The organism is Lipingzhangella rawalii (genome assembly GCF_031628175.1).
GTDB classification, from domain to species: domain Bacteria; phylum Actinomycetota; class Actinomycetes; order Streptosporangiales; family Streptosporangiaceae; genus Lipingzhangella_A; species Lipingzhangella_A rawalii.
Map to the genome: position 1 here is coordinate 41,306 of NZ_JAVLVT010000001.1, position 20,350 is coordinate 61,655.

Here is a 20,350-nt window from a genome sequence, read left to right on the forward strand (position 1 = left end):
ACCCACACACGCCGGTGACCGCACCGGCCGGGGCTTCGTTCGGGCCGAACCTGCACCGTCCGAACGAAGCCCCGATGTGTGCCCGGGGGCTGTCGGCCACCGGCGTTGCGCGGGGGCAGAGTCGTGCCCGCTGTGACCACAGTCGCGCTGTGGGTGCTGCGACCGAGCACAGTGGATGCTGTCAGCACTCGCTGAGGTGTCGGATACTGGAGTCGGGGCCCGGTTCTGGCCCTGGGGCTCACACCACTTTCCGGGAGGTTTCGCCGCATGTCCGGCACCGCCGACTCAGCCGAGCTGAGCCAAGCAACGGCCGTGGAGCAGTCCGCCGGTGCAACCCAGACGCTGGGGGAGCTGTGCGTGCTGCTCAAGCTCGGCGAGATCGTCCTCAAGGGCAGTAACCGCAAGCTGTTCGAGCGTCGTCTCCACAACAACATCCGCTCGGCCACCAGGGACCTGCGTGAGATCCGGATCACCCAAAGGGGTGAAGGCGTGATCATCGTGCGCATGCCGGAAGCAGCCGACGATGAGGTGCGTCAGCTGGCCGAGCGGCTCACCCAGGTGATGGGTGTGGTGTGGGTGCACCTCGTGCGTCGCGTCGCTAAGGACGTCGAGGCGGTCACCGAGCTGGCCGTGGACTCCATGGCGGGGCGCCACGGCACCTTCGCGGTGCGTGCGCGTCGCCGGGACAAGCGGTTTCCCCTGAGCTCCTCGGAACTGGCCGCGCACGTTGGTGCCGCCATCAATCGGGCACACGGTCTGCCGGTGCGGCTCAAGCATCCGGACAACACGGTCTACCTCGAGGTGGACCGTGACGAGGTGTTCGTGTTCACCGAAGGCATGTCCGGCCAGGGTGGGCTCCCCGTGGGGATGAGTGGCCGCGCCCTGGTGCTGATGTCCGGGGGAATCGACTCGCCCGTGGCCGCGCACCGGATGATGCGCCGCGGGCTGAAGGTCGACTTCCTGCACTTTTCCGGTATGCCGTTCACCGGACCGGACTCCATCTACAAGGCTTACAGCCTGGTGCGGGAGCTCGACCGTTTCCAGGTGGGATCCCGCCTGTTCGTGGTTCCGTTCGGCAAGGCCCAGCAGCAGCTCAAAACGTCGGGTAGTGAGCGCCTCCAGGTGGTGGCCCAGCGCCGTCTCATGCTCAAGACCGCCGAGGTACTCGCCGACGATCTCAAGGCCCAGGCCCTCGTCACCGGGGATGCCCTCGGGCAGGTGTCCAGCCAGACCCTGACCAACATGACCGCGCTGGACGACGCCGTGGATCTGCCGATCCTGCGCCCCCTGATCGGGATGGACAAGCAGGAGATCATGGACCAGGCCCGTCGGATCGGGACCCTGGCCATCTCCGAGCTTCCCGATGAGGACTGCTGCACCCTGCTGACCCCGCGCCAGGTCGAGACGGCCGCCCAGGTGCCGGATCTGCGTCAGATCGAGAAGCGGATGGACGCCGCCGAGATGGCCGAGCACCTGGTCACGACCGCCCAGCTGCACAAGCCCAGCTTCCTGGGAGAGGCGAACGAGCCCACCCTGGTGGCGAACACGACGCGCTGATCCGGACGGGCGGCGCCGCGCACCAGCGCTGCCCCGGGGGGAACGCGACATCCTTCACTGCGGTGTGCCAGACTCACGCTGGTCACAACAGAGGAGGAGGTCATGCGTCTCAAGACGAACCCCGTGGTGTTCGGGGTGTCCGTACTGGTGATCCTGGTGTTCCTGATCGCCGGGCTCACCGCCACATCCTGGATGGAGCAGGCCTTCGAGCGGGTGCAGGAAGGCATCGCGAACACGCTCGGTTGGTACTACATCCTGATCGTCGGGGGTTTCCTCGTCTTCGTGGTCTGGCTGGGCGCGAGTCGCTTCGGGCGGCTGCGCCTGGGGCCGCCGGACAGCAGGCCGACCTACAGCTATCTGACCTGGTTCGCCATGCTGTTCACCGCCGGGATGGGCATCGGTCTGGTGTTCTGGGCGGTGGCCGAGCCACTGTCGCACCTCGCCAACCCGCCTATGGCCGAATCCGGCAGCGCGGAGGCCGAGCAGGAGGCCATGCGGTTCACTTTCTTCCATTGGGGAACCCACGCCTGGGCGATCTACATTGTGGTGGGCCTGGCGTTGGCCTATTTCGCCTACCGCCACAACCTGCCGCTGTCCATCCGCAGCGCCCTGTACCCGATCCTGGGGGAGCGCATCCACGGTCGTCTCGGGGACGTGGTGGACACCTTCGCGGTGTTCGGCACCATGTTCGGGGTGGCCACCTCGCTCGGCTTCGGAATCCTTCAGGTCAATGCCGGTTTGGCGAGCCTGGGGTTGCTGGAGCAGTCCACCACGGTGCAGCTGCTTCTCATCGCCGGAATCACCGCTGCGGCGGTGCTGTCGCTGATGTCCGGGTTGGACAAGGGCATCCTCCGGCTCTCGGTGACCAATCTCGGGATCGGGCTGGCGCTCATGCTGTTCGTGTTGGCGGTCGGCCCCACCCTGACCGTGCTGTCCAGCTTCGTGCAGCAGCTCGGCAGCTACGTGCAGACCCTTCCGGAGACCACGCTGTGGACCGATATTCCTAACCAGACCGGCTGGCAGATGGACTGGACCATCTTCTACTGGGGCTGGTGGATCAGCTGGTCGCCGTTCGTGGGCATGTTCATTGCGCGCGTGTCCTACGGCCGCACCATCCGCGAGTTCGTGTTCGGGGTGCTCCTGGTTCCGGCACTGCTCACCTTCCTGTGGATGGCGATCTTCGGAAACACCGCCTTCTCCGTGGACGCCGCCACCAACGGCGAGCTGTCCGCCCAGGTCGCCGACGATCCGGCGATCGCCCTGTTCGGGCTGCTGGCCGAGCTGCCCCTGACCGAGATCACCACCCTGTTGGCGATCCTGCTGGTCGCAACCTACTTCGTCACTTCCAGCGACTCCGCCTCCCTGGTGATCGACATGCTCACCTCGGGTGGAAAGACCGACACCCCGAAGATCCAGCGGGTGTTCTGGGCCGTGCTGGAGGGTGGTATCGCCGGTGTGCTGCTGTTGGCGGGGGCTGGTGGTCTGGCGGCCTTGCAGACCGCGGCGATCACCACGGCACTGCCGTTCAGTATCGTCATGCTGCTGATCTGCTACGGCCTGGTGCGTGCCGTCTACGCCGACGACAAGAAGTACGCCCTGAACCGGGTGGTGCTCACCGAACGCGGCCACGAACGGGTGCCGCGTCGCCCGGACCAGCCACACAGCCCGTTCAAGGACGGTGTGCAGGGCTCGCCGTAGGCGAGCCGCGTGCCCGCCGTACCGGCTCGGACGTCGCTTACCGAAGTGGCGTCCGAGCCGGCGCACAGGGACCGCTACCGCGCGACAGCGTGTCGGTGCCGTTCGATGATGCGCAGCGCGGCTTGGCCGCGGGCCGCAACCTGAGACAATTCCCGAAACACAGCCAGATAGGGACGGATGGCGTCCTCGTCGGTGAGGGAAAGTTCGGCGCTGACTGTTTCGACCAACACGAGATGACTGTCGAATACCCAGAATCCGTGTGCCGGAACCAGGTCGATACGGGCTGCGATCGAGATGATGCCGATGTCCAGCTTCTCGTGGGCGATTCTCCGGGCAAGATCGGTGAGCTGTTCGGCATGGTCCGTGGGCTCGCACAGCCGCACTTGCAACGCGGGTTCCCAGAGGAGGAACTCGACGCTCTGGCCAGAGGTTTCCAGAATGGCTTGACGATCCATTCGGGCCTGTACCGCGTCCTCCAGGTCATTGGGAGTGTTGTGCAGGCGCATCCCGCGTCGGATCATGGCGCGGGCGTAGGCGGGGGTCTGCAACAGCCCTGGGATGCAGGCGGTCTCCAGGATCCGCATGTGCCGGGCCGCGCGTTCCTGGTCAGCGAATGCCAGCTGTCGGGGGCGAGTCCCGTATGCGAGCTGGCGGCGCCAGCTCGCATAGTGCGTTTCGAGGGAGCGTCGCTGGGCGATCAGTGCGTCAGCCGTCTCGGGGCTGCCGCAGCCGTGCGTCCAGTGACGGAGGTCGGTAGGGCTGGCTGTCTGTTTCCCGCGTTCGATCTTGGACACCTTCGCGGGATGCCATCCCAGCTGCGCGGCGAGATCACGTCCGGACAGGCCGGCATCGACACGCAGCTGGCGTAGTTGGGCTCCCAGGCTGGTCCGGGCGGTTTGGAAGTCCGTCATACCGCCCGGCTGGCGAGGTAGCGGGTGTAGGTCAACGCGTGGTGCCAGGCGGCATCCCGGGCCTGCACCGCCGTCAGGACAGTGGTGGGATCCTCGCTCAGAGTTACGCCGAGGAATCGTCCTTCCTCGTCGAAGTGCAGCGGGGCGACCGTGCGGCAGTCGAAGATCCAGAAGTCGTGGTCGGGGAGCTCGGACACCACCGGATGGTTGCGGGGGAGATACCGAATGTCTTCGCCCACTCCGAGGTTGTACGGGGTTCCCCACAGCTCCCAGCGTTGGTAGTCGGATGGGGGATCGTTCATGAGTCGTACCCGTGCCATGTGTTTACCACGAGCCGTTTCCTCCTGGATCATCTGTAGCCAGGGCGTGAACCAGTCCAAGCCCGGATCCCGACCAGCGAGCCACTCCTGGAACGGCTGTTCCTCGTCGGCCTTGCCATAGTAGCTGCGGGTCTCCAAGCGCCAGGCCGTGTAACGGTAGCTGCGAAACAGCTCCTCGAACTGGGCACCGGCAATCAATTCGGGCATGTCACTCCGTAACGGCGAATCGCGTCAACAGCTCGCGGGGCACCACGACGAAATCTTCGCCGGGCAGAACATTGGCCAGGTGTGCCAACGCCTCCGGGTCCGTCAGTCGGTCTCCCTGAACCACAATCTCACCAGTGTCGGTCTCGTACAGAGTGGGACAGCCACCGTTCTGCGAGGTGGTTCCGATCTTCCGCAGCTTCATGCGGACTCCTTTCGCTTCGGCTATGCCAGTATCTCCCGCATGTCCACTACGAAGTGAGGTCGTTCCGGATCGGACGGGAGCAATTTCGAGCAACGCGCCTTCTTGTTTCCCTGGGCTCGCCCTACGCTTTCGTGAGCGAATCCCCCAGAGATGCGGGCGGATGCTGCACAGCCGAGACCCGACGGAAGGAGAGTCCACCGTGACGGCGATTCTCACGCGAGCCAGCCGGGGCCAAGATCTTGTCGACCCTGCACTGCTTGAGCATCTGGTCAACGATGTGCGTCGTGAGCACGGGCATAACCATGCCACCGCCGAGCGTATCGTTGATCAGGCTCTGGTCTACCTTGTGGCCTGCGGACGGACCAGTGAACCGATTGGCCCGTCGGAACTGGTGGATCGGGGGTGGCACGCATTCATCCTACGCACGGCCGAGTACCGAGACTTCTGTGCACGCGTGCTCGGTTCTTTCGTCGACCATCACCCTAACGATGTCCGCCCTACTACGGTTCAGCGTGCATCGATGAACGCACGCACCTTGGATGCCGTCTATGCCACGGGGCTCTATGTGGACCTCGAGATGTGGGCGGAGATTGCCACTAGCGGCAGCAACTGTAGTGACGCTGGATCCGGTGGAAGCGGAGACGGGTGCCACAAGGGATGCCACGACAGTCAGGCACGCTAGCTCGATGGAGCGATTCACCTGGGAGCACCTTCCCGAGACCACCCACAGGGCCTTCGAGCGCGAGTTCGGGAAGGTGCACACCACCTCGACCACTCCGGCCGGGCTGACTGTCGGGGTTGCTGCCCGGGTGGAGACAGCGGACACAACCGTATTCGTGAAGGCCGTACCCCGGAGGTCTCCCGCGTTCTTGGACTATGCTCGCGAGCGTGCGGTCGGCCAAGCCATAGCCACGACGGTTCCTGCGCCGCGATTGCTGTGGTCGCACCAGGACAGCTGGCTTACCTTGGTGTTCGAGTACATTCCGGGGCGGCAAGTCGACCTGTCCCGGGACGCCGATGCGGTCATGGCGGCACTTCGAACCATGCGGGAGCCGCTGCGATCCTCTCCGGTTGCCGAACTGCGGCCGATCACCCACAAGCTGGACGTCTTTCTCGCCGGGGCACGAGAGACGGTCGTCAGCGAGCTGCAACTACTCGACCATCGGGATTCCTATCGCGTGGTTCTGGATGACGCCGACCTTGCAGACTTCCAGGGGACAGCGCTGGTACATGCGGATCCGGCCGCATCCAACCTGATTCACGACGGCACTTCGGTATGGGTCGTGGACTGGGCGCTCTCCAGCGTAGGGGCTCCCTGGGTTGACGTCGCACTGCTCATCCCGCCACTGATCGCAGCAGGGTATTCCCCGCCAAACGCACAGGCGTGGGCAGAGGAACATCCGGACTGGGCGGAGGCCCCTACGCGGGCGGTGGATCTGCTCGCCGTCACCCGGATGCTGTTTCTACTCGGTAAGATCCACGCCGGTCCCAGTTGGCTGGCCCACGGTCGGCGAAAAGCCCTCCCCGCCCATCAGGCATGGGCTCGTTACCGGCTGGGAGTGTAGAATCATGAGTCCGCCAGCACGGTGTGACGGGTGTCGCTAGGCGCCGTACTCGCTGGTGCGTACGGCGTGGAGGAAGGCGGTCCACTCGTGGGTGGGCAGGGTGAGGTGGCCGGCCCCGCGGTTCTTCGAGTCGCGGAGGGCCACGGGGGCCGCAGCTACATGCATCCGGCGAACCTCAACACACTCCGGTCCACCGTTGGAACTGTAGCTGCTCTTGTGCCAGCCGACCTCGACGCACTCCCCGTTACGGTTCGAGCTGTAGCTACTGATTGTCCAGGTGAAGTCGCCGGCTGTCATGATAGGTCCTTCTCAATCGCAGCGATGAACGCGACGGAATCCTCCGCGCTCAGGCAGCATCCTTGGATTCGATCATACTGGGTGGCGAACTCCTGAACGTCGCTGGATTCCAGGAAGATCTGTCCGGCTGGAGAGTCGATGTAGACGACCTGGGGGAACGGGTCGCCCATCTTGATCAGAGTGAACTGGCCGTCTGTTCCGGGGTACTCACCGAAGCCAAACGGCAGGACCTGGATCTGAATGCTGGGCTTCTCAGCTTCACTCAATAGCCGCCGCAGCTGTGCCCGCATCACGTCCGTGCCACCAACTGGACGGCGCAATACAGCTTCATCCAGGATGAGCTGCACCGTGGGAGGAGTCTTGCGTTCCAGGATCTCTTGGCGCGCCATGCGGACCCCCACCCAACGTTCGATCTGCTTGGCTGAGGCATCAGGGTCTCCGATTTGGATCAGCCGTTCGGCATACTCTCTGGTCTGGAATAGTCCGTGAACCACCAGCGGGGTGAAGATACGTAGCTGCTCTGCGCGGTTCTCCAGCCACACGTAATTGATCATGGCTGTCCCCTGGTAGTACCGCTCCCACCAGCCGGTTTCGGTGATCTCGGCCGCCAGCTTCACCATTTGCTCACGTTGAGTTGGACTGTCGACGCCGTAGAGCTTCATGAGATCCGCCACCTCGTCCTGGCTGATCGGCCAGGTGCCCGCTTCGAAACGACTCATCGTCGACTTGCTGCGGCGTATGTACTCACCGGCTTCTGCCAGCGTGAGCTGGTTCTCCTCCCTGAGGCCGCGCAGCATCTCACCGAGCCACTGCGCCCGTAGTGTCACCCTCGACTTGGCGGCCATGGCGTCGTCTCCATAAGTTCAGAAAACTTCTCGTGAGAAGTTGCGATTCTAGTTGGCGACTGTCACTCTAGCACTAGGCGTTAGCTGGGTCACACCGAACGTGAGGGTTCGCGCTATGGCCGAGTTGGTACGCCGGCCAGGTACACATGAACACCGCCCGGGGCACTCGTGATGAGTTGGCGCTCTGGTGCCCCGGGCGGTGCCCTAACTGGAAGGGAAAGCCCGTCATGTCTGACGTTCACGTCCTCCCTGCCCCGATTCTCCCCGATGCGTGGCAGGACGTCGACACCAGTATCGACACCGAGCCCCCGGAGCTGCTGTCTGAGGAGCAGTTGGACCGGTATGCCGAGACGGTGGCCGCGCTGCTGCGCGGCGCGGGGCTGTGTGTGGAGATCACCCCGTTGACCGCCCAGGTGCAGCTCGACATCACCGACCCCACCAGTGACCTCTCCGCCGAACTCGTCATCGACGACGACCGCAGCGCCGCCTGGACGCTACACGGCGAAAGCGACCTGCCGCCCGGCACCACCACCCGCACCCTCGCCGGACTCCTCACCACCATCCTCGGCGCCGCCGGACGCCGACAAGACCCACCCACCACCTGACCCCACGCGACCACCCCCACCCCGGCGTGGGTGGGGGTGGGGTGGCTGTGACGTCTGGGGGAGTACACCCAGATGATCGGCGCTGGGAGGGGCCGATGAGGGCAGGAAAAGGCCGATGGGGGTGACTCGGGGCGGGCACCAACCGGGACGGGCCGATCGGCGTGCGCCGTCGTGCACGGGGGTCACCCCCATCAGCGAATTACACCTGCACCGGCTCCAGGCCGGGGGCGGGGGTCAGGTCCCGGCCCATCAGAGTAGACAGGGTTCCGGCCACATCCCGGAGCTCGGCCAGATCCTCCTCCACGAGGGCCTGCGGCCCGTCGCAGAGCGCGGTTTCCGGAGTCGGGTGCACGTCCACGATGATGCCGTCGGCCCCGGCGGCGATCGCCGCGCGGGACAGCGGCAGTACGAGGTTGCGCTTGCCCCCGGAATGGGAGGGGTCCACGATCACCGGCAGGTGGCTCAGCTCCTGGGCCACCGGCACCGCGCTGATGTCCAGGGTGTTGCGGGTCGCCTTCTCGAAGGTGCGGATGCCCCGCTCGCACAGCACAATATCCAGATTTCCGCGCTGGGCGATGTACTCGGCGGCCATCAGCCACTCCTCGATGGTGGCGTTCATGCCGCGCTTCAGTAGCACCGGCAGTCCGGCCTCGCCCACGGCCTGGAGCAGTGCGAAGTTCTGCATGTTGCGGGTACCGACCTGGAGCATGTCGGCGTAGGAGGCGACCACCTCCACGTCCCCCGCGTCCACGACCTCAGTGACGATCGGCATGCCCGTCTCCTCGCGCGTCTCGGCGAGAATCTTCAGGCCCTCCTCGCCCAAGCCCTGGAAGGCGTAGGGGGAGGTGCGGGGTTTGTAGGCACCGCCACGCAGCAGCGCCGCGCCGGCATCGGCCGCCATCCGCGCGGACTCCAGCGTCTGCTCGGGCGTCTCCACCGCGCACGGCCCAGCGATCACCGTCATGTGGTCGCCACCGATCGGAACATCGCGCACCCGCACCACGGATCGGCTCACATGGTTCTCCCGACTGACCAGCTTGTACGGAGCGGAGATCCGCAGCACGTCACTGACCCCGGGCTGGGCACGCAGGTCGAGGTTGGACAGGCGCTGGACGTCACCCACCAGTCCGATGATCGTGCGGCTCACCCCGCGCGTCACGTAGGCCTCCCCACCGGCCGCCGAGACGAGGGTGACCAGACTGTCGATGTTGTCCGAGGTGGCGTCCGGCGCCATAACGATGACCATGGCAGTGTTCCTGTCCGTTTCCGTAGCGGTCGCTGTCCGGTTGCATCAACGGAAGGGCATCCGCCCGGCCCGGCCCCGGAACGCGAAAGAGCCCCGGGCCGGTGCCGGTCCGGGGCTCTTCCGAAAGTCGACTATGTCAGCACAGCGCTGGCCAGGCGACCGCCGGAGATCCGGACCGGTAGCCATAAAAGCGCCAGAACGTGTGCTGCATGGGAAGAGACTATAGCGTACAACTCCGGGATGTGGATACACCGGGGGCCGGGACGTCGCGGGGGCCAACCTGGCAGGATTGCCCACAGCCGGGGAGAATCGGACTCGACAGATGGCAGGAGTTGGGTGTGTCACAGGAGCGGCTCCCGCCCGGACAGCATGTGCCGCCCGGCTGGCCCGCGCTGCACTACGGCCCCGCGCCACGCTTCCAGGAAGAACGTTGGGACCTGCGTGTGTTCGGCGCCACCGCCACCGGTGCCGAACAGCGGTGGAACTGGGCCCAATTCGATGCCCTCCCTCGCACCGAAGTCGTCGCTGACCTGCACTGCGTGACGCGGTTCAGCGTCCTGGACAACAGGTGGGGCGGGGTGTCCGGGGCTCTGCTGCTGCGGCTGGCGCCACCGGCGCCTGAGGCCACCCACGTGATGGTGTGGGCCGAGTTCGGCTACTGCGCCAACGTGGCGCTCGCGGACTTCGAAGATCCGAATACCCTGCTGGTCACCCATCACAACGGCCAGCGGCTCGCCACGGAACACGGACATCCCGTGCGGTTGGTGGTTCCGCACCGCTACGCCTGGAAGAGCGTGAAGTGGGTGCGCGCCATCGAGTACCTCACCTGCGACCGGCGTGGATTCTGGGAGGCGCGGGGCTACCATAACCGTGCCGATCCATGGCGGGCCGAGCGATACGCCTATCAGGAGGAGCCCGGGGACGGGCCGCCACCGTGACGGTGGAACGGGCATCCCGGCCCGGGGCAGGTCGAGGAGGGTGGTGGCCACCAGGGTGGAGTATCTCGCGCTTGTCACGAGCCTGATCGCGCTGGTCAGTACGACCGAGCTGGTTCGGCGCGGATACCGGACCCGGCGCCGGGAACGCGCACTGACCGCCGAGGCAACCCGCAGCACCCTGCGCACCGCGGCCCAGGCCGTGCCCAGTCTGCGCTCCGGTCTGCGTCCCGAACCGGCGCGCAAGGCGGCACGGCACCTGCGCACCCTGCTGGGAACCCCAGCCGTAGCCCTGGTGACCCACGAGGAGTGCCTGGCCTGGGTTGGTGTCGGATCCAGCCACAGTGAGCAGGCGCACCTGCTGGCCGCACCCGCACTGCGGGACGGACGAACCTGTGTGGTGGACCGGTTGGACTGCGGCGACCCAAGCTGCCCCATCGAGTCGGCAGTGGTGGCGCCACTGACCGCGGAACGGCGCACCGTGGGGGCGTTGATCGCGGTTGGTCCCAGCCCAGAGACCACGCTCGTCGGCGCCACCGACGAGGTGGCTCGTTGGGTGTCGGCCCAGCTGGAACTCGCCGAACTCGAACGATCCCGCGCGCGACTCGCCGAAGCGGAGCTACGTGCCCTCCGGCTCCAGATTTCCCCGCATTTCGTCTACAACTGCCTCACCACGATCGCCTCGTTCGTGCGCACCAATCCCGAACGCGCCCGGGGACTCCTCCTGGACTTCGCCGACTTCGCGCGATACGCCTTCCGCAGCTCGCGTAACCACACCACGCTCGACGAGGAACTCCACTCCATCGACCGCTATCTCGCCCTGGAACGGGCCCGGTTCGGTGAGCGGTTGCAGTTCTCGGTGCGGGTGGCTCCCGAGGTGCTGGCCGTGCAGGTTCCCTTCCTGTGCCTCCAGCCGTTGGTGGAGAACGCAATCCGGCACGGGATGGAGGGCAAGCGCGGCAACGGGCAGGTGACGGTGACCGCGCGGGACGCCGGCGCGGAGGCCCAGCTCAGTGTCGAGGACGACGGGGTGGGTATGGCCCCGGAATTTGTGGAGTCGGTGCTCTCCGGAGAGGTCCCCCCCAGTGGCGGGATCGGCCTGGCCAACGTCGACGAGCGGCTGCGGGCCATGTACGGCGACGCCTACGGACTCGTGGTTGACACCGGACCGGAGGCCGGAACCAAGATCTCCCTGCGCATCCCCAAGTTCCGCCCGCAGACGGTGGACTGAACGCCCCATGTCCCCGCACCCGTCCGCATGGTGGGTTTCGCGAATGGGTTGCGAGCTTCGCCGCGGTTGAGCATGCTCGTGACCATGCTTCGGGTCCTAGCTGTGGACGACGAGGCCCCCGCCCTCGAGGAGCTGGCCTATCTCCTTCGGCAGGATTCACGTGTGGGGCACGTCGCGGTCGCTGACGACGCCCCCCAGGCGATGCGCCTGGTCAGTGACTCGGTCGCCCAGGGGGAGCCGTTCGATGCCCTGTTTCTCGACATTCGGATGCCGGGGCCCAGCGGGATCGACATCGCGCGTTTCGTCGGCGCCCTGGCCCGCCCCCCGGATGTGGTGTTCGTCACCGCTCACGAGGATTTCGCGGTGACGGCCTTCTCACTTCGGGCCACCGACTACCTGCTGAAGCCTCTGCGGGAGGAACGGGTGGCGGAGACGGTGCGGCGTATCGCCGAGGCCCGGAACCCACAGGAAGAGGATCCGCGGGTTCCCGTCGAGCTGGGTGGGCGCACCCGCCTCATTCCGCGCGGCGACATTCGCTACGCGGAGGCACAGGGAGACTATGTGCGCCTGCGCACGGCCGAGGGCGGGTACCTGATTCGAAGTACGCTCAGCGCCCTGGAACGGGAGTGGGAAGGTGCGGGGTTCGTCCGGATCCACCGCAGCGTACTGGTCGCGGTGCGGCACGTGTCCGAGCTACGTACCGATGGCGCCCGGGCACGGGTCAAGGTAGGGGAGGAGTACCTGCCGGTGAGTCGAAGACAGACACGTGAGGTTCGCGAACACCTGCTACGCCAGGTGGGCGAGCAGTCGTGAGCGACGCGGAGCGACCCCGGCGGGTCACGGTGATGAGTCCCGCCACGCGCCGTGCCCGCGCCGCCGTCGACGCGCGTGCGGTAGCGGCCTCGACGCGTGGCCCGGCCGGTGCCTCCGAGGTCGAGTACGGCCCCCGTTCCTGGTCGCCCTATCCGGCCATGCGGCGGCAGCTCACCGCGGCGCTGCTGCCGGTGACCGCCGTGGTTGTGGTGCTGTTTGGTGGCCCGACCCTACTTCTGGTGCATCCCGCGTTGGTCGAACAGACCCTGTGGGGGGCTCCTGCCCCCCTGGTGCTCGCCGCGGCGGCTGGGGCCGTCCTCCTGGCGTTGGCGACGGTGGCCGTGCGCCGCAGTGAGTCCCTGGAGGACGGGGAGAACCGGTGGAACCGTTGGTGAGCACCACGCGTGCACCTGGGCCGGTGACCGCCGCCTGTGCCATCTGCGCTGAGCAGATCTCGGTCGCGATGTTGCTGGCGTTCACCGGGCTGCTCCTGGTCGAGGGGGTGGCCGCGGGGTGGCTCGCCGTAGCCGTTGGCTGCGGCTATGTGCTGCTCGCCACCCTGGTGGTGGCGCCGTTGCGTCGTTCCCAGGTCTACAGCCTGTCCGACTTCGCCGAGTGGCGGCTTCAGTCCCGCTGGGTGCGGCGCATGGTGAGCTTCTGCGCCGTGTGGGTGGGCTGCCTGTCGGTGTTGTCTCTGTTCGTGCTGGCGGGGCGCCTCACCGCGTGGCTGTTCGGGGCGCCGGACTGGGTGGGCTGGCTCGGCCTGGCCGTGATCGCCCTGCCGATCGCCCTGGCCGGAGCGTTGGGCTCCAGCACCGGCTTTCAGGCGCTTCAGTTCTGGGGGCTGCTGGTGACCCTGGCCACCCCGGTCGTGATGGTGGCGTGGGGGCTACCGGCCGTGTCGATTGACGGAGGCGGGGGCGGGGATATTCCCGTTCCGGTGCGGGGAGAGGGAACCGGTTTCCTACCCGAAACCTCGGTCGGAACGTACTCGCTCTATCTCGCACTCGCTCTGGGAGTAGTCGGGTTCCCGCAGCTGGCGGTGCGATGCTCGACCTTGCGGGATGCGCGTCGGGCCCGGCGCACGGTTCTGCTCGTTCCCCCGCTGCTGGCCCTGCTGGTGCTGGTTCCGTTCGGCTACACAGCGCTGGCGACGGATTTTGTGCGGGACCAGGGCGTGTATCCGGAACTGCTGCCCCTGGTGCTGAGTACGCATGCCGCTCCGACGGCCATGGGGGGAATCCTGGCAGCCGTGCTCGGCCTGGGGGTGGCCGTGGCCCTGGTTGCGGGGGTGTCGGGGCTGCTGCGGCTGATGGGCGGCGCTATTGCCCAGTGTGTGTTGGGCGGGGGAGTGAGTGCCCTGCGCGTGGGGGCGACGCTGGCCCTCGTGGTGCCGCTGTTGGGGCTCGCCGTGCTGCCCGGACTCTCCCAGCTGGGACTGGCCACGCTCGTGGGTGTCGTGTTCGAGCTGAGCGCCGTCACCCTGGCCCCCATGCTGATCCTGGGGATCTGGTGGGACCGACTGACGGACGTGGGCGTGGCCTCCGGGCTCGCAGTCGGGTTCGTGGCCACGGTGGTCAGTCTCACTCTCCGGGTGACCGCGGTCCCGTTCGGAGGGGGCGGCGCTTTCGGTGAGCTGGTCACCCAGCCGGTCCTGCTGGTGACGCCCGCCGTGGTGGCTGTCATGATGGTGGTTTCCCTGGTCACCGCGCGTCGCGCACCCCCCAAGGTGCACGCACATCTGGGACGGATGCATCTGGCCGGTGCCGACGAGGCGCCATTCACCCCTCCTACCGCTCATCGCTTGTGAATGACCGTTCGTCGCGCCCCGTGCCGTGAAGCGCCCGGTTCCGCCCGTCCGCCGATCCGAGGCTCGGAACCCGGGTGCGGGCACGGCCCAGGGGCCTAGAGTGAGACGTGCTCGGAGGTTCTACCGCCGCCGCAGGCGGAGGTGGAAACGCTGATCCGGGAGAGTGGATCCCGGTCAGGGAGGGTGCGGACACGGTGCCGTGCGTCACCGATGTAGCAGGTCGGTGACGAGGAGGGGAGCGGTACCGAAGGCGTGTCGCTCGGACGTTGGCGGGGAGTTGGCGTCCGGGCGACACGCATGTCCACCATCCCCAAACCCTGGGGCCAGCGGGCTACTGAGAGCTACGTGGGCTACGTGCCGGAACGGTCGAGCACCACCCGGCGCCGCTAGTCGTCGTCCTCGGGCCCGTCTCCACCGCGACCGGGGAGGCCGAGCGGGGACACATTGAGCTCGATCTCCGTCCCGGGCGGGACGGATTCCCCCGGCTCCGGAGACATGGCCCGCACCCGGTCTCCGAGAATCCCCCGCACGGTGACTTCCAACCCCAGTTCCTCCAGCTCCGCCTGTGCCTCGTCGAGTGGCATGCCGTGCAGGTCGGGAACCTCGACGTCGGGGGGACCAGCGGACACGGTGAGGGTGACGGTGTCCCCGTGGGCCACGGATTCCCCGGCCGCAGGGGCCTGCTCCATGACCTCGTCCTCGGGGATGTCCTCGTTCTCCTCCTCGACAATGTCCGCCTCGAGACCGGCGTCCTCGAGCTGGGTCCTGGCGTCGTCCACGTGCTCGCCCACGAGGTCCGGAGCATCGAAGCCCGCACTGACCCGCAGTTCGATCGGCTCCTCCCGATCGGCGGCGGAACCCTCGCTGGGGCTGATGCCGACGACCACGTCCATGGGTTGGTCGTAGGAGACCGTCTCCTCCTCCTCGAACTCGGTGAATCCGAGCTCTTCCAGCTCCGCACGTACCTCGCCGGCCGGCCGCCCCACGAGCCCCTCGGGAAGTTCGACGTGCCGCCCGCCCTGGGATAGCGACAGGGTCACCGTGTCCTCGTCCGGGAGGATGGACGCTCCGGCCTCGGGGCTGGTTTCGGCAACCTCGCCCTCGGCCACGTCGTCGCTGTAGACGGGCTCGTCTCCCACGACCACATCGATACCGGCGTCCTCGGCCGTGGCCACCGCCTCGTCCTCGGTCATCCCCACCAGGTCCGGAACCGGCTCGTAGCGCCCCACCAGGAGCCACCAGGCGTAGCCGGCCAGCACCCCGAGCACCGCGAGAACAATCAACGCGCCGACCACGAGCTGCCAGCGCCCCCCACGAGCAGACGTGCTGCCGGGGTCGGTGAGGTTCTGCGTGGCCAGTCCGTCCACCAGTGTCGCGTTGTGGTGCCCCGCGGCCGCGGCTGGAAGCACGGAGGTGGCCGCGGCCACCGGCGCCGGCGCGCCGATGTCGGGAACGGCGGACTGCAACTGCGCGAGCAGCTGTTGGGCGTCGCTGGGGCGCCGCTCAGGATCGCGCGCCGTCGCGCTGGCGACCACCTGGTCCACACCCTCGGGCAGCTCCGCGACCCGCCGCGATGGTGGGGGAACGTCGGTGTTGACGTGCTGGTAGGCCACCGCGATCGGGCTTTCCCCCGTGTGTGGCTGCTCGCCCGTGAGGAGCTCGTAGAGGACGATCCCGGCCGCGTACACGTCGGTGCGGGCATCCGCCCGGTTGTCGGTGATCTGCTCCGGGGCGAGATAGGCCGCGGTCCCCAGCAGCTCACCGGCACGGGTCTGCCCGTCGACACTGCCTTCGGCGGCGCGGGCCAGTCCGAAGTCAGCCACCTTGACCTGACCGTCGGCGGTGAGGAGGACGTTCTCCGGTTTGATGTCACGGTGAACGAGCCCCGCCCGGTGGGCGGCTCCCAGCCCGGCCAGTACCGAGGCCAGAGTGCGCAGGGCCTCTTCGGGCGGTAGCCGACCGTGGGTGTGCAGGAGGTCCCGCAGGGTGCTGCCGGGAACGTATTCCATGGCCAGATACACATAACCCTGGTCCGTGCCCTGGTCGAACACCTGAACGACGTTGGCATGGGAGAGTTTGGCCACAGCCTGGGCCTCACCGATGAACCGACGGACGAACGCCGGGTCACTGGTCAGGTTCGCGTGCATGACCTTGAGCGCGACCCGCCGATCGAGCCGCTGGTCGTGCGCGATATAGACCGTCGCCATGCCGCCGCCGGCCAGGCGCGCGTCCACGTGGTAGCGCTGGCCTAAGGTGATCCCGACGAGTGGGTCCACGGTCATCTGGTCCACACCGGTGAGTGTACGGGTGATCGGGACAACTGGCGCGCACGCGGGGATGTCCCGTGGGTGCGTCGTTCAGTCCACTGGTGGGGACGAGGCGCGGGCATAGCGACGTACCGGAATCCGGCCCGCACGCCGGGCCGCGCGCCCCGCGCGAACCCCGTCGCGCATCGCAGCGGCCATCCGAGCCGGCTCCTGGGCACGGGTGACAGCTGTGGCGGTCATCACCGCCGCGCACCCCAGCTCCATGGCCAGCGCAGCTTCACTCGCCGTGCCGATGCCGGCATCCAGAATGACGGGAAGTTCGGTCTGCTCGACAATCAGTTCGATATTGTGCGGATTGCGGATCCCCAACCCTGATCCGATCGGGGCCCCCAACGGCATGATCGCCGAACAGCCCAGCTGTTCCAGACGCCGCGCCAGCACGGGATCGTCGTTCGTGTAGGGCAGGACCACGAAACCGTCGTCGACCAGCTGCTCCGCGGCCTCCAACAGCTCGACGGGGTCCGGCAGCAGCGTGTGCTCGTCGGCGATAACCTCCAGCTTCACCCAGTCGGTTTCCAGGGCCTCCCGCGCCAGACGGGCTGTTTTGAGTGCGTCCACGGCCGTGAAGCACCCGGCGGTGTTGGGTAGGAGGCGAATCGGCCGGTCACCGAGGACATCCACCAGCGAGCCGCGGCTGGTGGGGTCGACCCGGCGCATTGCCACGGTGACCAGCTCGGTTTCCGAGATGTCCAGGACCTCGGACAGCACCTGCATGCTGGGAATGCCGCCGGTGCCCATGATCAGGCGAGAGTCGAACGAGGTTCCGGCCAGTACCAGCGGATCGTCCCGGCCCTGCGCTCCCGTCGGGGAAGGCGCCGTGGATGTGGAGCCCGACTGGGCTCCGAGTTGTGCCGTCACTATGTTCAGCCTCCCTGCACCGCGGTCAGGACGTCGATCCGATCTCCGGGACGAAGGACACGCCGGGGCCACTCCGTGCGGGGCACCACCTCGTCGTTGAGGCTGACCGCGACACCCGACGTTGCCGTGGTGAGCTCGCCCACGACCGTGGCCACCGTGGTTCCCGGTGGCAGGGTGCGGGTCTCCCCGTTGACTGCGACCTCCAGTACGGTGCCGGACGGTCGGGCCTCCGGGAGCTCGCTGTGCTCGGTCACGCCTGTACCTCCTGCGCTGTGAACGTTCGGTCTGTGAACCGTGTCGCCGCGAAGTCCGCGGCCGCCGCGGGCAGGGTGCCGGTGGTCACCGACTGAGCCAAGGCCTCGGCTGTGATCGGTGCCAGAAGTACGCCATGCCGGGAGTGCCCGGCCGCCAACTGCAAACCGGGTACACCCGTGGGGCCCAGGAGAGGGCCGTTGTCCGGCGAGCCGGGGCGGAACCCGACCGACGTTTCGGTGATCTCCAGTTCACCCACACCGGGAACCAGTTCGTGCGCGTCGCGGAGCAGGCGCCACACTCCCTCCGCGGTGAGGCTCGCATCGAATCCGAGTTCCTCCTGGGTGGCACCCAGCACGATTTCGCCGGTGTCGCGGGGCACCAGGTACACCGGGCTCCCCCGAACCAGGCCACGCACGGTGCGCGAGACCAGTGCCCCGCTGCCTCTCCGCGCTCCTGCCGCCGGACGCAACCGCAGGACCTCACCCTTGACCGGGCGTATGTCCACACACAGATGCTGAGCCAGGTCACGAGGCAGCAGCTCACTCGCCCAGGCTCCGGTAGCCAACACCACCGTGGACGCCTCCACGGTCTCGCCGGTATCCAGACGAATGCCGGACACCGCCGCGTCAGGCTCGGGTGCTGCTGACGCGGTTGACTCTTCCGTTCTCCGGACGCAGAGCTCACGAACCCGGCCGGTGTGCAGCTGCACTCCCCGGCGGGTCGCTGCACTGTACAGGGCCGTGGTGAGCGCCCGAGGATCGACGGAGTGGTCGTCGGGCGCGAGAATCCCGCCACGCACCCCCGGAGCCAGCCCCGGTTCCAGCCGGCGACAGGCACGGCTCGTCAACCGTTCGGTGCGGACCCCGATCCGGTCCTGGAGCAGTCGGAGCTCATCCAGGCGGGCCAGGTCGTCCTGGTCGAAGGCGACCTGGAGCGTTCCGGTGCGGTGATACCCGGACCCCGAGGCGGGAGGGCTGTGTCCGCGATCGGCGTCGACCTCGGCGACGAAGCTCGGATACAGGTCCCGCGAGGCCATCGCCAGGCGCATCAGTGGCTCCTCGCCGAACGACGCCTCCGTCGCCGGTGTGAGCATTCCCGCGGCAACCTGGGATGCCGCGTGTGGGTGTGCGGAATCGACGACCATGACCCGCTGGCCCCGGCGGCCCAGGCGCCACGCGGTCGCAAGCCCGATGATCCCGCCGCCCACCACGATCGTGTCCAGCCTGCTGCCGGCTCCGGCCACCACCGGGGGTGTGGGGCGAGTCGTCGCCGTGGCTGATGTGGGCGCAGCTTCGAACTGCACGAAACACCACTCCCTTCGCCGGCATGATCCGGATCAGGTCTGTGCGGTCGGAGACGCTGAAGTCTCCCTCTCAGCCGGGTGCTCCCGGCTCCCGCGGGTTCGACGGCTCTGTGTTCTTGCCCTCCCATTCTAGGAGAGCCCTCAAGGTCGGCGTTCTGCGCCGGTGAACACGGGCCCCACGCCACGAGGCGAAACCCGGGTTTGTCGAGGCGCGAAACGTGGCACATTGGGCTATGTGACCGAGAACGTTCAAGACATCGAGACCCTCGTCGACGACTGGCTCACTCTCGAGGAGGCGGCACGCGCCCTCAACGTCAGTCCGAACCGTGTGAAACAGTTCATCCGGGACCATAAGCTGCTCGGTGTGCGGAGTCAGGGGGTGCTACGGATCCCCGCGGCGTTCGTCGCCAACGGTGCCGTGGTCAAGGGGCTTCCTGGAACCCTCACCGTGCTCGCGGACTGTGGATTCACCACCGAGGAAGCCCTTCGGTGGCTGTTCACCGCCGACGACACGCTTCCCGGGGCGCCGATCGAGGCGATCGTTGCCAACCGCGGGACCGAGGTGCGACGTCGAGCCCAGGCCATGGCTCTGTGAGGCGGCTGGTCCGAGTCGGGCTAGCCTGGGGGCAATGACCGAATCCGCCCGTGCGCGCCTGGCTGCCGCGCGCCTCTACCTGTGTGTCGACGCCCGTCGAGAACAGGGCGACCTGCCGGAGTTCCTCAACGAGGTGCTCGGGGCGGGCGTCGACATCGTGCAGCTGCGGGACAAGTCGCTGGAAGCCGCCGAGGAACTGGAGGTCCTGGCGACGGTCCGGGAGGCGTGCAACCGCCACGGTGCCCTGCTCGCGGTCAACGACCGCGCCGACATCGCGCATGCCGTTCGCCCCGACATCCTGCACCTCGGCCAGCGGGACCTGCCGGTGCCGATGGCCCGCGCCATCGTCGGTGCGGACATGATCATCGGCCGTTCGACCAACACTCCGGAACGCGCCGACGCCGCGGCGAGTGCAGACGGCGTCGACTACTTCTGCGTCGGCCCGGCCTGGGCAACCCCAACCAAGCCGGGGCGACCAGCCGCCGGCCTGGACCTGGTCGAACACACCGCGCGACGCGCCCCCGCCCGCCCCTGGTTCGCGATCGGCGGGATTGACCACACCAACCTGGATGCGGTACTGGCCGCCGGAGCCCAACGGGTTGTCGTGGTTCGGGCCATCACCGAGTCGACCGACCCGGCCGCGGCCACCGCCGAACTGGCGCGACGGCTGCATCAGCACTGAATCCGACTGAACCCGCCTACGCCGTGCACGACCGACGTGCCTCGCCGCTTCGCGGCCCGTGTCCGGCCCGTCCGGATATGGTCGGAAA

The 20,350-nt window shown here is 67.5% G+C and carries 22 protein-coding genes and 1 riboswitch; of the genes, 12 read left to right on the forward strand and 10 right to left on the reverse strand.

Annotated elements, in window-relative coordinates; translation table 11 throughout:
- Nucleotides 1-267 precede the first annotated feature (267 nt).
- Nucleotides 268-1,557, forward strand: a complete 1,290-nt coding sequence (thiI, locus tag RIF23_RS00195) for a tRNA uracil 4-sulfurtransferase ThiI (protein ID WP_310910230.1) — start codon at nucleotides 268-270, stop codon at nucleotides 1,555-1,557.
- A 102-nt stretch (nucleotides 1,558-1,659) separates the two neighbouring features.
- The gene (locus tag RIF23_RS00200) at nucleotides 1,660-3,255 is read left to right on the forward strand and encodes a BCCT family transporter (protein WP_310910231.1); all 1,596 of its coding nucleotides are present in this window, start codon (nucleotides 1,660-1,662) and stop codon (nucleotides 3,253-3,255) included.
- Between the two features lie 74 nt (nucleotides 3,256-3,329).
- On the opposite strand, the gene RIF23_RS00205 is transcribed toward RIF23_RS00200, so the two are convergent.
- From RIF23_RS00205 to RIF23_RS00215, 3 genes are read right to left on the reverse strand one after another with little or no spacing between them, the layout of a single operon-like run.
- Nucleotides 3,330-4,166 carry a helix-turn-helix domain-containing protein gene (locus RIF23_RS00205; protein WP_310910232.1) on the reverse strand — a complete coding sequence of 279 codons (837 nt, stop codon included), beginning with the start codon at nucleotides 4,164-4,166 and terminating at the stop codon, nucleotides 3,330-3,332.
- Nucleotides 4,163-4,693, reverse strand: coding sequence for a DUF6879 family protein (locus RIF23_RS00210; protein WP_310910233.1), 531 nt, complete (start codon nucleotides 4,691-4,693; stop codon nucleotides 4,163-4,165). The genes RIF23_RS00205 and RIF23_RS00210 overlap by 4 nt, the downstream gene beginning before the upstream one ends.
- A 1-nt stretch (nucleotide 4,694) precedes the next feature.
- On the reverse strand, nucleotides 4,695-4,895 hold the full coding sequence (locus RIF23_RS00215) for a hypothetical protein (RefSeq protein WP_310910235.1): 201 nt from the start codon (nucleotides 4,893-4,895) through the stop codon (nucleotides 4,695-4,697).
- Nucleotides 4,896-5,094: 199 nt separating this feature from the next.
- On the opposite strand from RIF23_RS00215, the gene RIF23_RS00220 reads away from it, so the two are divergent.
- Both RIF23_RS00220 and RIF23_RS00225 read left to right on the forward strand, forming a co-directional pair.
- Complete coding sequence (locus RIF23_RS00220) at nucleotides 5,095-5,577, forward strand: glycine-rich domain-containing protein (RefSeq protein WP_310910236.1); 483 nt, start codon at nucleotides 5,095-5,097, stop codon at nucleotides 5,575-5,577.
- Between the two features lie 4 nt (nucleotides 5,578-5,581).
- Nucleotides 5,582-6,460 carry a phosphotransferase family protein gene (locus tag RIF23_RS00225; protein ID WP_310910237.1) on the forward strand — a complete coding sequence of 293 codons (879 nt, stop codon included), beginning with the start codon at nucleotides 5,582-5,584 and terminating at the stop codon, nucleotides 6,458-6,460.
- A gap of 36 nt (nucleotides 6,461-6,496) precedes the next feature.
- Here RIF23_RS00225 and RIF23_RS00230 read toward each other — a convergent pair whose 3' ends face one another.
- Together RIF23_RS00230 and RIF23_RS00235 are read right to left on the reverse strand one after the other, a co-directional pair.
- Nucleotides 6,497-6,757 carry a DUF397 domain-containing protein gene (locus RIF23_RS00230; RefSeq protein ID WP_310910238.1) on the reverse strand — a complete coding sequence of 87 codons (261 nt, stop codon included), beginning with the start codon at nucleotides 6,755-6,757 and terminating at the stop codon, nucleotides 6,497-6,499.
- Nucleotides 6,754-7,602, reverse strand: a complete 849-nt coding sequence (locus RIF23_RS00235; protein WP_310910239.1) for a helix-turn-helix domain-containing protein — start codon at nucleotides 7,600-7,602, stop codon at nucleotides 6,754-6,756. The genes RIF23_RS00230 and RIF23_RS00235 overlap by 4 nt, the downstream gene beginning before the upstream one ends.
- Nucleotides 7,603-7,829: 227 nt before the next feature.
- On the opposite strand from RIF23_RS00235, the gene RIF23_RS00240 reads away from it, so the two are divergent.
- The gene (locus RIF23_RS00240; protein WP_310910240.1) at nucleotides 7,830-8,207 is read left to right on the forward strand and encodes a hypothetical protein; all 378 of its coding nucleotides are present in this window, start codon (nucleotides 7,830-7,832) and stop codon (nucleotides 8,205-8,207) included.
- A 199-nt stretch (nucleotides 8,208-8,406) separates the two neighbouring features.
- Here RIF23_RS00240 and aroF read toward each other — a convergent pair whose 3' ends face one another.
- The gene (aroF, locus tag RIF23_RS00245; RefSeq protein WP_310910241.1) at nucleotides 8,407-9,453 is read right to left on the reverse strand and encodes a 3-deoxy-7-phosphoheptulonate synthase; all 1,047 of its coding nucleotides are present in this window, start codon (nucleotides 9,451-9,453) and stop codon (nucleotides 8,407-8,409) included.
- Between the two features lie 338 nt (nucleotides 9,454-9,791).
- Between aroF and RIF23_RS00250 the strand changes: the two genes are divergently transcribed.
- The 5 genes from RIF23_RS00250 to RIF23_RS00270 all read left to right on the forward strand — a co-directional run bounded on the left by RIF23_RS00250 (nucleotide 9,792) and on the right by RIF23_RS00270 (nucleotide 14,242).
- Nucleotides 9,792-10,391, forward strand: coding sequence for a molybdopterin-dependent oxidoreductase (locus RIF23_RS00250; protein ID WP_310910242.1), 600 nt, complete (start codon nucleotides 9,792-9,794; stop codon nucleotides 10,389-10,391).
- A 43-nt stretch (nucleotides 10,392-10,434) separates the two neighbouring features.
- Entirely contained in the window at nucleotides 10,435-11,619 is a 1,185-nt protein-coding gene (locus tag RIF23_RS00255) for a sensor histidine kinase (RefSeq protein ID WP_310910243.1), read from the forward strand.
- Nucleotides 11,620-11,691: 72 nt separating this feature from the next.
- Nucleotides 11,692-12,432, forward strand: a complete 741-nt coding sequence (locus RIF23_RS00260) for a LytR/AlgR family response regulator transcription factor (RefSeq protein WP_310910244.1) — start codon at nucleotides 11,692-11,694, stop codon at nucleotides 12,430-12,432.
- Nucleotides 12,429-12,827 carry a hypothetical protein gene (locus RIF23_RS00265; protein ID WP_310910245.1) on the forward strand — a complete coding sequence of 133 codons (399 nt, stop codon included), beginning with the start codon at nucleotides 12,429-12,431 and terminating at the stop codon, nucleotides 12,825-12,827. The genes RIF23_RS00260 and RIF23_RS00265 overlap by 4 nt, the downstream gene beginning before the upstream one ends.
- Entirely contained in the window at nucleotides 12,824-14,242 is a 1,419-nt protein-coding gene (locus RIF23_RS00270; RefSeq protein WP_310910246.1) for a sodium:solute symporter family transporter, read from the forward strand. The genes RIF23_RS00265 and RIF23_RS00270 overlap by 4 nt, the downstream gene beginning before the upstream one ends.
- A gap of 386 nt (nucleotides 14,243-14,628) precedes the next feature.
- Here the strand turns inward: RIF23_RS00270 and pknB are convergent, their stop codons facing one another.
- The 4 genes from pknB to thiO form a co-directional block, all read right to left on the reverse strand.
- Nucleotides 14,629-16,524, reverse strand: a complete 1,896-nt coding sequence (gene pknB, locus RIF23_RS00275) for a Stk1 family PASTA domain-containing Ser/Thr kinase (protein ID WP_310910247.1) — start codon at nucleotides 16,522-16,524, stop codon at nucleotides 14,629-14,631.
- 75 nt (nucleotides 16,525-16,599) lie between these two features.
- Complete coding sequence (locus RIF23_RS00280; protein WP_310911181.1) at nucleotides 16,600-17,346, reverse strand: thiazole synthase; 747 nt, start codon at nucleotides 17,344-17,346, stop codon at nucleotides 16,600-16,602.
- An 86-nt stretch (nucleotides 17,347-17,432) separates the two neighbouring features.
- On the reverse strand, nucleotides 17,433-17,633 hold the full coding sequence (thiS, locus tag RIF23_RS00285) for a sulfur carrier protein ThiS (protein WP_310911182.1): 201 nt from the start codon (nucleotides 17,631-17,633) through the stop codon (nucleotides 17,433-17,435).
- Between the two features lie 44 nt (nucleotides 17,634-17,677).
- Nucleotides 17,678-18,985 (reverse strand): glycine oxidase ThiO, encoded by a 1,308-nt coding sequence (gene thiO / locus RIF23_RS00290; protein ID WP_407659341.1) that lies wholly within the window; start codon nucleotides 18,983-18,985, stop codon nucleotides 17,678-17,680.
- Nucleotides 18,979-19,090: riboswitch (TPP riboswitch) on the reverse strand. (Overlaps the previous gene by 7 nt.)
- 130 nt (nucleotides 19,091-19,220) lie before the next feature.
- Between thiO and RIF23_RS00295 the strand changes: the two genes are divergently transcribed.
- Both RIF23_RS00295 and thiE read left to right on the forward strand, forming a co-directional pair.
- Complete coding sequence (locus RIF23_RS00295; RefSeq protein WP_310910248.1) at nucleotides 19,221-19,580, forward strand: Rv2175c family DNA-binding protein; 360 nt, start codon at nucleotides 19,221-19,223, stop codon at nucleotides 19,578-19,580.
- Nucleotides 19,581-19,614: 34 nt separating this feature from the next.
- Nucleotides 19,615-20,262, forward strand: coding sequence for a thiamine phosphate synthase (thiE, locus tag RIF23_RS00300; RefSeq protein ID WP_310910249.1), 648 nt, complete (start codon nucleotides 19,615-19,617; stop codon nucleotides 20,260-20,262).
- Nucleotides 20,263-20,350 lie beyond the last annotated feature (88 nt).